Annotated in this window: 10 protein-coding genes; 1 reads left to right on the forward strand and 9 read right to left on the reverse strand. The window is 46.3% G+C overall.

Annotation, left to right across the window (positions count from 1 at the left end; all coding sequences use genetic code 11):
- Positions 1–110 precede the first annotated feature (110 nt).
- A complete protein-coding gene (locus A3C46_05415) occupies positions 111–620 on the reverse strand; it encodes a 2-C-methyl-D-erythritol 2,4-cyclodiphosphate synthase (GenBank protein OGQ22886.1) in 510 nt (169 codons plus the stop codon).
- A gap of 152 nt (positions 621–772) precedes the next feature.
- Positions 773–1,447, reverse strand: a complete 675-nt coding sequence (locus A3C46_05420; protein OGQ22887.1) for a 2-C-methyl-D-erythritol 4-phosphate cytidylyltransferase — start codon at positions 1,445–1,447, stop codon at positions 773–775.
- A gap of 116 nt (positions 1,448–1,563) precedes the next feature.
- Between A3C46_05420 and A3C46_05425 the strand changes: the two genes are divergently transcribed.
- Positions 1,564–3,957: a hypothetical protein gene (locus tag A3C46_05425; GenBank protein ID OGQ22888.1), complete on the forward strand. Its 2,394-nt coding sequence runs from the start codon at positions 1,564–1,566 to the stop codon at positions 3,955–3,957.
- Between the two features lie 58 nt (positions 3,958–4,015).
- On the opposite strand, the gene A3C46_05430 is transcribed toward A3C46_05425, so the two are convergent.
- From A3C46_05430 to A3C46_05460, 7 genes are all read right to left on the reverse strand, one after another.
- Complete coding sequence (locus tag A3C46_05430) at positions 4,016–5,485, reverse strand: hypothetical protein (GenBank protein OGQ22889.1); 1,470 nt, start codon at positions 5,483–5,485, stop codon at positions 4,016–4,018.
- Positions 5,482–7,143: a hypothetical protein gene (locus A3C46_05435; protein OGQ22890.1), complete on the reverse strand. Its 1,662-nt coding sequence runs from the start codon at positions 7,141–7,143 to the stop codon at positions 5,482–5,484. Before A3C46_05435 ends, A3C46_05430 begins: the two co-directional genes overlap by 4 nt.
- Positions 7,144–7,230: 87 nt before the next feature.
- Entirely contained in the window at positions 7,231–9,177 is a 1,947-nt protein-coding gene (locus A3C46_05440; protein ID OGQ22939.1) for an NADH-quinone oxidoreductase subunit L, read from the reverse strand.
- Between the two features lie 150 nt (positions 9,178–9,327).
- Positions 9,328–9,633 (reverse strand): NADH-quinone oxidoreductase subunit K, encoded by a 306-nt coding sequence (locus tag A3C46_05445; GenBank protein OGQ22940.1) that lies wholly within the window; start codon positions 9,631–9,633, stop codon positions 9,328–9,330.
- Between the two features lie 14 nt (positions 9,634–9,647).
- Positions 9,648–10,151 (reverse strand): hypothetical protein, encoded by a 504-nt coding sequence (locus A3C46_05450; GenBank protein ID OGQ22891.1) that lies wholly within the window; start codon positions 10,149–10,151, stop codon positions 9,648–9,650.
- A gap of 2 nt (positions 10,152–10,153) precedes the next feature.
- Positions 10,154–11,422, reverse strand: a complete 1,269-nt coding sequence (locus tag A3C46_05455) for a hypothetical protein (protein ID OGQ22892.1) — start codon at positions 11,420–11,422, stop codon at positions 10,154–10,156.
- Positions 11,419–12,927 (reverse strand): hypothetical protein, encoded by a 1,509-nt coding sequence (locus A3C46_05460; protein ID OGQ22893.1) that lies wholly within the window; start codon positions 12,925–12,927, stop codon positions 11,419–11,421. The genes A3C46_05455 and A3C46_05460 overlap by 4 nt, the downstream gene beginning before the upstream one ends.
- Positions 12,928–12,987 lie beyond the last annotated feature (60 nt).

The following is a 12,987-nucleotide window of genomic DNA, read 5'->3' on the forward strand; positions in this document are numbered from 1 at the left end:
TGTTTTCCTCGGCGCGATCTTTTAAATTGCATCGACGCGCCTCAGTCAAAGGCCCCCTGCGAGAAAATCCTCGTCAGTTTGGTTCAGCATCTAGGGTCTTCATATAATAGTTATGTAATCGAAAATGGATGTTTCGATCGCGGTCGCAGTTCCAAGAGCACGACTACTTGCGCGGCAATCGCTTCGCCGCGACCGATTTCACCGCATTCTTCGTTTGTCCCTGCCTTGATATTCACATCCATTTTTTCCATTTGTAAAATGTTTGCGAGATGTTCGCGCATGGCAGGAATATATTTTTTCAACTTTGGTTGTTCTGTCAAAATTGTTGCGTCCAAATTATTCACCGCCCATTCACGTTCGTAAATTGGCTTGAAGACTTGCACGAGCATGTCGGTGCTCTTTGCATCTTTCCATTTTGCATCGGTGTCGGGGAAATGCTGACCGATATCACCTTTGCCCGTTGCTCCAAGAAGCGCGTCGATGAGCGCGTGGAGTAAAACATCACCATCAGAGTGAGCCTTTGGCCCTTTCGTGAACGGAATTTCGATTCCGCCAAGTTTCAGTGGTCGTCCGATAATTAACTTATGAATGTCATACCCCATACCGATTTTAAATTGCATGAGTTTACTCCTTGTTGAGTCGTTATTTTAAAACAGATGGGATACGGGTGACGCCGGAGCGTGTTCCGGGAGGTCTCCGCGTTTAGTGGAGGGCCGGAATACCGCAGGCGGCAGGACCCGCATCATTATTAATAAAGTTTTAAAATAATGACTCATCGTTGACTCAACCAAAACTCAGCTAAACGTAAATCCTCAGGTGTTGTGATCTTAATGTTTCTTTCACTTCCTGGAACAATTGCCACTTTCTCTCCGATACGTTCAATCAGACTTGCTTCATCAGTTCCATAAAAATTGTCGCGATATGCTGCATCAAACGCTTTTTTCAAAAGTGAATATCGTGCAGTCTGCGGTGTTTGCGCTCGCCAGAGCTGCGCTCTTTCTATTGTCTGTAAAATATTTTTTATTTCATCGACGTGCTTAATCGTATCATTGACCGGGACAGCAACAATAGCTGCACCGACCTCAGCAGCCTTCGAAATGCATTGTTCAATCAACTCATGCGTTACAAAAGGTCTCACTCCATCGTGGACAACAACGATTTCAGTATCAGATGAAAGAGCGTTCAAACCATTTCGTACAGAATCTTGTCGCTTCTCTCCCCCTTCGATCACACTCCACTGAGGAAAATCGTAGTGCTGCAAAATATCTGTTTGAAATGAATCGACTCTTTCAGGTGCAACCACAATCACCACCTGGTGGAATGAGCGAAAGCGCTCCAGGGTATGACAAATTAAGGGTTTACCAGCAATGTCCAAATACTGCTTGGGACAGTTTTTTTTCATCCGGGTGCCAATACCCGCGGCGGGAATGATAATCGCTATCTTCATGAAACCACGGCAATAATCGAGGCTGCGCCTCTAAAGCAAGATGTTTTCACCATGTTGATGATCAAAATCATAAAATCTTTGGCAACTGAACACCTCTTCATGCCGATATAACAACCATGTCAGCTATTGCAAAAAAACCTGGGTATTGGGCACCCCCTCCAAAGTCCCTTATTCCTTTATCAGAGCATATTGCTGAACTCATGGCGGAACACTCGAAATTGCGCCCAAATACATCGGTCCAAGTAGGACTCGCAGACCTTCTCAATTATGTTGTGGTTCTTGAAGAAGGAGAGAATATCGCGCTCGCTCTTCCGAAAAAGAATCCTGAATTTCTGAGTGGCATTTCAAATTTACAAGTTATCTTAAGTGGAAATGCTGCTCGCCAATTTGCAGAAGAACATCAAGGATGGATGAACCATGTTCGGCATTCATATCAATTTATTCCTATCAGTGATGGTGAAATTACAGCCGCACGTCAGCCAACAATTGGTCCTGCATCTGAAGAAGAAATGATTGAACACTTTGTCTCTGAAGAGCTCACAAACTGGGGTCGCTTTTCATCGGCATTCACCTGTGGTGTCGGTTCGGGTATTTGGACGATTGCATACGGTGGCATACAATACTTTGTCATCCAAGCAGGAGTTGCTTGGGGAAGCATTCCTGAAGCTGCTGTAGGAACATCCGTCCTTCCAGGACTATTATGGATTGGAGGAACTTCTTTATTTGTAAGCAGTACCAAAATAGCAACTCAAGCTGTACAAGGAGAGATACCCGAAGAAATGGCGTGGTGCCAAATCGGCGCAATTGCGGGAACTCTTGCAGCAGCCAAAGTCGCAAGAGCAAGAACTCCGAATGCTCCTCCCATCAAGTGGGACTTTGGATCACAAAGAGGATTTCTCGCACCACTTGGAGCTCCCACAGATACGACATATATTTCTCCCACGTGGATGATGGCTCTTCATCGTCTTCCTCCGATCATTCCTTCACTCCATCCTGATTGGATAGAAAATGCAGTTCGTGGTTACATGAGCGAGCTTCGTACTGCGCGCGGAGAAATTTTATCGCTGCGCGACGATGTCGTGACTCCTCTTCCAACACCATCGCCAATCGATCGACTTCGACAGATACTTCAGGATTTCGTTGATCCGCTTCTGCTCGACGATTTCCTTGCAGAGCTTGATCTTGTTACTGCTGAAGAAATTCTCAAAAATCTCGATATCGACGCTTTGGTGGGGGAACTCAATCGTTTGCAGGTGCCAACAGAACTGCGTGCGACTATTATCACCATCGCCGTCTTATCTCCGAACACCATTCTCACAGATCTTCGCATCTTACAAAATCTTGCAAATCTCGGTCGGTGGATTATGAATCGATTTACCGTTCCTCTATTTTCTATTCTCGGCGCTGCTTCTGTTGAAACAGAAGAAGAAAATCGGGATTTGCATAACGCGGTCCAGCAAACGCGTCGCATTTTTTCCCTGTTAGATCAGCTTGTTCAGACTTCGCCGAGCTCTCCCATTTTAATCAATTTTCTTTCTCAGGGTTCCCCCCAACTATGGAGAGAGGTTGCTCAGGTTCTCTCTCATCTCAATTTAGCCGGCTATCATTTCCCTCACTTAAATCGATTTTTTATCGAACATCTTCGAACTACTTATCCCGGAAACGCTACAACGCCCATCATTAAGGAGCTTGAAAAACTTCGGCCACAAGCGCTCACACCAAAAGAACAACTTGGAAATAAACTCCGAGATCTTTTTTCTTCATCAGCAGCACTGGATGAGTTCCTCGCAGGCATCACTGAGGAAATGGCAACTGAGCTTTTAAAATATGATGTTTCATACCTGAAAGCTCTTTTCAACGGACTGAATATTCCTAACAGCGATCGTGGCATCATCATTCTCGCAGCACTGATTGGGATTATGGACGCAAGCGAGGTTGAAGAAACAAAATCGCGACAACTCAGAACTGAATACGATATTGGCGTTTGGTTAAAAGATCATTGGGCTCAGCGTGCAAACCGCGTTTCTTTTTCTCCTTCCATGAGTCCAGGAGAACAGGTACGACTTGGGCTCACTGATCTTTTTATGACGCGACTGATGCAATTTCTGGATCGGCTGAACACATCCACAGAAGCATCTCCCACACTGACTGGTTTTATCAATGCACTTAATAGGGACCAATGGGGCCGCTTCTCTCGTTCTATCGCACATCAATTCCCAAATTTACAACGTTTCTGTCGAGAGGGGAATGAACGTTTACAGCGCAATGAAGGAGAGATTGGCTCTGAGGAAGATTCACGCTTGCAAATGTCGGTCGTCGTAGCACTTTTGAATAGAGATTTCAGTGGTCCTTATCTCGCATTCTTACTCCCTCTTCTTCGTCGACTAGATCTGGTCACCAATGGAAGAAAACCTTCAGATGCAGCAAGACAAATTCTCGATGAAAACACAGGAGACCCCAACGCTGAAACAGTTGCAAATGCTATTCGCACCTCCACCACAACTCGATAATCTTTCTATAAGATGTACCAATAACTAACTGTCAGTTATTGATAAATGCGTAGAGCAGCTAAAAAGATTTTTCCACAATGGCGAGAAGTTCGGCAGGGAAAATACCAAAGAGAATCACGATGAGCGCGGTTACGGTCACGACCGCAACAAGGCCTGAGGGAAGAGTTTCAAATTGTTCTCTGTCGGATTGCCCCCCACTCAAGCTTTGGGGGGCATGATGGAAATACATCACCACCACGGGACGCAGATAGTAGTAGGCTGAAAGAACAGAATTCAGAAGCGCAATCACCACGAGCCATACAGAACCTGCTTTGATCGCTCCATAAAAAAGAGAGTACTTCGCAAAAAATCCGATCGTCGGAGGAAAACCGGTGAGCGAAATCAAAAAAAGCGTTAAGAGCGCCGCGAGCACTGGCCGTCTTTTCCCAAATCCTGCAAAATGAGTCACGTCGGTTGACTCGCGATTGCCTTGAGCCACGATGAGAATCGCAAAGGCTCCGGCGGTCATCGTGACATAAGACAAAAGATAGAAAACGATAGTGTGAGCATTGTGGGGAAAAGATGCTAAGGCTGGAAATCCAACGAGAATATAACCTGCATGCGCAATGGAAGAATACGCAAGCATGCGTTTGACATTGTCCTGCATAATAGCGCCGAGATTTCCAAAAAGCATCGTTGCCACTGCTAACGCAGCAATGATGTTGCTCCCCTCTCCTCCCTGACTCAAAAAATAACCCTGGTTTCCAAAAAGAGTAAGAGCAATACGCAAGAACGCCAAAAATGCAGCTGCTTTTACTGCGGTTGCCATAAAGTTCGTGATCGGAGTTGGGGCTCCTTCATACGCATCTGGCGCCCAAGCATGAAAAGGGACTGCAGCAATCTTAAACGCGAAACCGATGAGTACCAACGCAAAGCCAAAGAGCTGCGCCGTCTCTATGGTTGCTTTCCGAAAAGTTTCAGACATGAGCGTAAGATCGGTCGTTCCACTACTTCCAAAAAGAAAGGCAATGCCCATGAGCAGAAAAGCAGAAGCAAAAGCGCCGGTAAGAAAATATTTGAGCGCAGCTTCATTCCCTTCAGGACGCGCACGATAAAATCCGGTCAGCGGATAGAGTGCAATTGACATAATTTCGAGACCTAAAAATAAGGTCAGAAGATCACTCGCGGCAACAAAAACTCCCATTCCAATCGTCGAGAAAAGAAGGAGCGCATAATATTCTGGTTGGGCCATAGCTCGCTGATGCACATAATCAGGAGAGATGAGAATCGTCAGCGCAACCGCAAAGAGACAGATCATCCATCCGAGAAAACTCAGGCGATCAAAAAAGAGCATGCCGAGAACTTCGCTGCCACCCGCAAGCCACAACTGCCATGAAAGAAAAAAGGCAATCACGACACCGACACAAGAAAGGAGTGAAAGAAGAGAACGAGACTGGCGCAAAAAACTTCCTAAAAAAAGGACGAGAAAAGCAACAGCGAGAATCACCAGCCATGGGGAAAAAAGAGAAAAGAAGTGAATCCAATTCATGGTTGCGTCACCTCGACGAGACCTTTTTCAAAGAGACCTCTTTCAAAACTCCATGATTCGGGTGACGCCGGAGGTGCTTCCGGGAGGGGCTCCCGCGATAAGTGGGAGTGCCGGAACACCGCAGGCGGCAGGACCCGTAACAATGAAACGTTTTGAAAGAGGTCTCTTTGTGCATTGGAAATTTCAACTCTTTTTGACAATTTCAAAAATGCTTCAGTGGAACGATCGATTTTTTCGAGCCACGGTTTTGGCCACACCCCAATGAGCAAGATGATCACCATCAAGGGGACAAGAATCAGATATTCACGAGCCGTGAGATCTGTAAGTCGTTTATTCTCTTCGTTGGTAAGTGAACCAAAAAAAACGCGCTGAATCGCCCAGAGCATATACCCAGCAGCTAAAATAACTCCGATCACCGCAAAAGAGGCGTACCACGTTTTGGTCTGAAAAGCGCCCAGCAGAATGAGAAACTCACCGACAAAATTATTGAGTCCCGGCATTCCGACTGAAGCAAAGGAGATAAAAAGAAAAACAGCAGCAAAAAGAGGAACAACTTTTGCAATCCCACCATAATCAGCAATGAGACGTGTATGACGTCGATGATACAGCATGCCAATCAGGAAAAAGAGAGCTCCTGTGGAAAGGCCGTGATTCACCATTTGCAACACCGCGCCACTCACCGCGTGAGGTTCGAGGGCAAAGAGTCCCAGCATCACAAAACCAAGATGAGAAACAGAGGAGTAAGCAACAAGACGTTTGATATCGGGCTGAATCATGGCGACAAGCGCTCCGTAAATAATTCCGATGACGGAGAGTGTCAGCATCAACGGTGCAAACTTCACGACTGCCAAAGGAAAAAGAGGAATGGCAAAACGATAAAAACCGTAGGTTCCCATTTTGAGCAGCACGCCCGCTAAAATCACGCTCCCTGCTGTTGGCGCTTCAGTGTGGGTATCCGGCAACCACGTGTGAAAAGGAAAGAGAGGAACTTTGATCGCAAACGCCAAAGCGAAAGCCCCAAAAAGCCACAGCTGCGCTGTTACAGGAAAACCCTTCTCGTACCATGCAATCAAATCAAATGTTCCACCACAGTACCATGCAGCATAGAGAATCGCGGCAAGCATTAAGACTGATCCGGTCATCGTATAGAGAAGAAACTTAAACGCGACACGAATGCGATTGCCACTCCCCCAAACACCCACCAAAAAATACATCGGGATAAGCACGAGCTCCCAAAAAATGTAGAAGAGAAAAAGATCAAGCGCCGCAAAAACTCCCATCATTCCGGTGGAGAGAAGAAGCAGAAGCATATAAAAGAGTTTGCAACTCTTTTCTATTTCGTTCCATGCGCTGAGGATAATAAGTGGAAGAAGAAATGCGGAGAGCAAGATAAGAATCATCCCCACCCCATCAACGCCGAGTCGATATGAGATCCCCAGGGATGGAATCCACGAAACCAATTCTGTGAGTTCAAAAGCACCAGAACCTGTAACGCGATTCCATGCCACCATCGATAAGGCAAACGTCACGAGACTCGTGAGCAGCGAAAGAAAACGAATTTCTCGGACGCGTGTTGCAGGGACAAAAAGAATCATCACCATTGCAAAAAGCGGAAGAAAAATAATCGTCGTTAACAAATGTGCATGTATCCAGCTCATATATACGATTCCGTGTCATCCCCGTGAAGACGGGGATCTCATGAGATTCCCGCTTTCGCGGGAATGACAACTTTTGAACTCCATTTTCTACAATGCCACATATCCCACAATCAACACCGCGCCGATTAAGAAATACAATAAATACTGTTGCAACACACCATTTTGACTCATCGACACCAAACGTGCCCAGAGTCCAATGGTGCGTGCGCTGCCATACACGAACAGACCATCGAGCGTCATCTCATCAATCCCTTTCCATAAAAAACGACGCGAACACCACAGAAGTGGACGAATGATGACCCGATCATAGAGTTCATCTACAAAATAACGATTCGCGATGAGCCAATAAAGCCGAGAAACTTTCTGAACCACTCGATCTGGAAAGCCACGCTTTTGTGTGTAGATCACCCAACCGAAAATGGAAAAGTGAAGCCCCCAAAGTGTGGTCACCACCATTAAAACAAGCTCAGTTGCGTGTGACGCTTCTCCACCATGTCCCATGGCCGTGGGAACAATATCGCGTAACCATTGCGACAGCAGATCTCTCCCTCCTAAAACTTCTGGAATTCCTAAAATACCGGCAAAGAGAGAGAAAAACGCAAGAATGAGGAGCGGAAGTGTCATTGACACAGGAGATTCGTGTATTTTTTTCCATTTCTCAGGAGGAAGTTCTGTCTTTCCAAAAAAGACTGAACCAACCAAACGAAAAATATAAAAGGAGGTGAGTCCCGCTCCTAAAAATCCAACAAACCATAAACCGACATGGCCACTGTTATACGCACTCCATAAAATAGCATCTTTAGAAAAAAAACCTGACGTCGGGAGAAGCCCTGCAAGCGCGAAAGAGCCAAGGACAAAGGTCCATGTCGTAATCGGAAGTTTTTTCTGTAAGCCTCCCATGCGACGCATATCTTGTTCGCCGTGCAGCGCATGAATCACACTCCCAGCGCCTAAAAAGAGAAGTGCTTTAAAAAAAGCGTGCGTCACAAGATGAAAAATGGCGCCAGAAAAAGCTCCGACACCACAGGCAAGAAACATATATCCGAGTTGCGAAACCGTCGAATAGGCGAGAACTTTTTTGATGTCGGTCGCGGTCACACCCATCGTCGCGGCAAAAACGACTGTCGTCGTTCCTATAATAGCGACAATATCCATTGCGACAGGAGAGAGAACATAGAGAAAATTGAGCCTCACGATCATATAGATCCCCGCGGTCACCATGGTCGCTGCGTGAATCAGTGCTGAGACAGGGGTCGGACCTGCCATAGCATCAGGCAACCAGACATAGAGGGGAATCTGCGCCGATTTTCCGCACGCTCCGATAAAAAGAAGAAGACAAAGAATGGTGGCAACAGGAGTAAAGTAAGCCACATGACGACTCATGGTTTCAAAATTAAAAAATCCAAGACTCGGATCTGCGCCCGTCGCAGACATCACCCCAAAGATCAGAAACATTCCTAAGAGAAAGGCAGCATCCCCAATGCGATTGACAATAAATGCTTTCGATCCCGCTTTTGCCTTTTCTGCATCTTCAAACCAAAAGCCGATCAGAAGATAAGAACAGAGCCCAACCCCTTCCCATCCCACAAACATCAGAAGAAGATTATCAGCGAGCACCAAAATCAACATGAAGAAGAGAAAAAGATTGAGCTCCATGAAATAACGCGCATATCCCGCATCGTGACTCATGTAGCCCACAGAGTAGAGATGAATAAGACTTCCGACACCCGTGATAATGAGCGCTAACACAAGCGAGAGCTCATCGACATTGAGCCCGATATCAATGACGAGCCCTGGAAGTGCGGTCCAGGTGAAAAGTGGGCCGGTGATGAGTGACGGTGTTGTCCCCTCAAAACCGATGAGCGTAAAATAACAGACAATCGTTGCCGCAAAACCGAGAAGCGGCATCAGCACTCCAATAAAAGAAACAATTGATCGATGACGATCGGTTGCTTCATGTGAAGAGATCGCTGCAAACATGCCATTCAGAAGAGCGCCTAAAAGTGGAAAGGCGACAATAAGCCAGACCAGCATTTGAATCGAAAGATGGTGATAGATAAACTCAAGCATTTGAGTACGATGTCATTCCTGCGCAGGCAGGAATCCAGATGTTTATCTTTTCTGGATCCCCGCCTGCGCGGGGATGACAATATCCTAGTTGAAAGTTAAACCACTATAAGTACATTATCCTTTTAATAATCTCACATCATCGACATAAACCGTTGAACGATGACGAAACAGCGCAATAATAATGGCAAGTCCAACACCAGCCTCTGCTGCTGCAACGGCTAAGACAAAAAAGACAAAAAGCGTTCCATCGGCAATACCGTTCCAACGAGAGAATGCCAGAAATGCAATATTGACCGCATTCAGCATCAACTCAATCGACATAAAAATAATGAGAGCATTGCGGCGAATGACAACGCCCATCATACCGATCGCAAAGAGAAGAATACTTAAAAAGAGATAATGTTGTAACGTGATCATCATGACATCTCCCAACGCTAGCTCAGTTTTTTCTTTCCCATCGCCACAGCTCCCACAATTGCTGCGAGCAATAACAGAGAAGCCAATTCAAAAGGAACGGCATAAGTTGTTAGCAATAAACTCCCGAGCGTTTTCGTCTGCGTGTAATGTTCAGGAAGTGGCATCGGCAGCGCAAATGGTGGCCTCCAAAAACTCATGACAAGTAACGCAGCGAGGTAGAGCGAGAGCAGAACGCCAAGAATTTTACTGAAACGAACGATCCGCGGTTTTAAAGCGCGCGGTCCAAGATCAATAAGCATGATCACGAAAATAAAAAGGACCATCACCGCTCCGGCATAGACAAGCACTTGAATGACCGCCAAAAAAGGAGCAGCAAGAAGTGCAAAGAGTCCGGCGGACGCTGCAAGAGAGACCACAAGCCAAAGAGAGCTGATGAGCGGATTCACGCGTGTGATCATGAGCAACGCCGACAGAGAAGCAGCGGCAGCAAAAAGATAAAAAAGAAGAGTATCGAGCATCATGGTTATGGCCTCAATAAAACCATCACCGCTGCAATGACGACATTCACAATCCCCAGCGGCAAAAGGACTTTCCATCCAAGTCGCATCAGTTGATCATATCGAAATCGCGGTAATGTCCAGCGAACCCAAATAAAAACAGAAACAAAAAAAAGTGTTTTCGTCAGCAGCACAATGAGTTGCAAGAAAAAAAGAAAGAGGGCTATCGCCCCTTCTGGAATGGCATGCGAACTAAAAATAAAATAAGTTCCGAAAAAAACAAAACCCATGAAAAGGGCGCCAGCCCCGAAGAGGAGAGGCTCTAAATCTCGTTTATCTCCCCAATATCCACGACGTTTAAAGTATCGACGTGTTAAAAAAAGACCGACAAGAAAATGAAGAACGATAAGTCCGATCCAGGTCATCGGAATGATAGAGTGAATATGTTCGCGCATCAGGGTCGTGGAGACAAACGGAAGATGCCATCCTCCAAAAAAGAGGAGAGAAACCAGAAGCGATCCCACAATAATATGCGCATATTCTGCCATGAAAAAAACCGCGAAGCGCATGGAACTGTATTCTGTATGAAAACCAGCGGTGATCTCCGCTTCTCCTTCAGGTAAATCAAACGGAAGACGATTCGTCTCGGCAAAAAGAGCAACGAAAAAAAGAAGAAAAGCGAGCGGGAGACGCACCGCATTCCAAGAAAAGAGATTGGAACCTTGATCAGCGACAATATCGTTCAGACGAAAAGATCCTGCGACTAAAAAGAGCGCGACGACAGAGAGCGCCATCGCAAGCTCATAGCTGAGCATCTGCGAAGCGCCGCGAAGCGCACCAAGCAAAGAATACTTATTTCCCGAAGACCAACCCGCAAGTAAAAGCGCATAGACACTGAGCGACGAGAGGGCGAGCACATAGAGAAGTCCCCCTTCCAGATCAGCAATCTGAAAATGAAAGATCACATTTCCAAGGTGAAGAGGTTCTGCAAAAGGAATCACCGCAAGCGTTACCACAACGACAAACAGAGCAATCATCGGAGCAAGAATAAAAAGGGGACTATATGCTTGTTCGTTGGTGGTATCCCCTTTGGTGATCAGTTTGATCGCATCTGCAAGACTATGAATGAGTCCACCTAAACGAATGATGCCAAAAAGTGCAGCGCGATTCGGCCCACGACGGTCTTGAATATATGCGGCCCCTTTTCGCTCCATCCAAATGAGAATCGGCACGAGGTTCAGCACCATCATAATAACGATCACCACTTTTGCGATAGCAAGTCCGTGCTCGATCATAATCCTATCGCTTTCTTTCCGGTGGCTAAAACTTCAGCGGCAGATGCATATCCAAAAGAACTTCCGAAAGCTGATGCCAGATGATTGAGAATTCCCCAGGTCGGAAGCGATTCCATTTTCGGATCAAAGGCTTTCGAAAAACGTTGCCATCGTCCATCACGATTTACAAACGTCCCCTCTTGCTCTGCGTGACTTGCGCGCGGAAGGAGAAGATGCGCAAAGGGCTGTATGCTTTCGTTTCTGATATCGGTCATGAGCACAACATATTCTGGTTTTAGAGAAATCAGTCTTTTCTCATCAGCATCAGAAAGTGATCCCAGGATGACAAAAACTTTTCCTTTCGATTTTTCCGAAAAACGTTCTTGCGTCAGAAGTTTCACCCCATTCGTATTGGGATTTCGATCGTGATCGCGCAAAATGTCATCCGCAAACGAGGGATCATGTTCATCACCACTCCAGACAATCGAAGAAGTTTTCAGAACTTCTTTGAAGAAACGAAGTGCTGCCATATTTTCTTCGAGCGACTGCTGAACTGAGAGGACACCGACAATATCTGATGGCTGATACGTTTTCAGTTTTGTCGCCATCTCTGCGGTTGCGCTCTCCCAGCTGATGCGCTCATAAATACCATTCACCTCTTTCATCGGAAAGAGGACACGTTCATCAGCATTGATCCGTTTATAGGTCATGCGCCCGGGATCGCACATCCAGCATTCATTCACCTCTTCATTCTCTCGCGGTCGATAGCGATAGGCGATTCCGTCATCGTGATCGAGCCAGATATTGCACCCTGTTGCGCATCCCGTGCAGATGGAGGGAGTACTTTTTAAAAACCAGACACGTTTTTGAAATCGAAAATCGGAAGAGGTCAGCGCTCCAACGGGACAGATGTCGACCGTACAGAGCGAATACGGATTATCGAGTTGCTTTCCGGGAAAGACATCGATCGTCGAGTGATCACCCCGCTCGCACAGAATCAGTTGATGCTCTTTCGCAATCTCATCGCAAAAACGAATGCAGCGAGTACAGAGCACACAGCGTTCATCATCGAGCACCACATAGGGACCGATCGGTTTTGCTTTCGGTTTGTGCACTTTCGGATAACGCATGCGGGAGGGCTGCAGCGAGTGATCGAAATATTGATCTTGAAGTTTACATTCTCCCGACTGATCGCAGACGGGACAGTCGAGTGGATGATTGATGAGAATAAATTCGAGCACATCTTTTCGCAGCTGCGCTGCTTTCTGGGAATTTACATGTACAATCATACCGTCACGAACTCGCTCACGGCACGAAATCACGGGAGCGCGGGCCCCTTCAACGTCGACCTGGCAGAGACGGCAGTTGCCAGCGATCGAAAGTTTTGGATGATAGCAGAAATGCGGAATTTCGATCCCAATATCTTTTGCAGCATTGAAGATCGTGACACCAGCATCGACTTCCACGTGCTTCCCATCAATCGTCATTTTCACTTTTTGTGTCATAACACTTTCAAGTTTTTGCAAAAAAATATTTCAAAACATTTCTCTTTTGTTACGGGTCCTGTCACCTCCGCCGTTCCACCT

The sequence above is a fragment of the Deltaproteobacteria bacterium RIFCSPHIGHO2_02_FULL_44_16 genome, assembly GCA_001798185.1.
Taxonomy (GTDB): domain Bacteria; phylum UBA10199; class UBA10199; order 2-02-FULL-44-16; family 2-02-FULL-44-16; genus 2-02-FULL-44-16.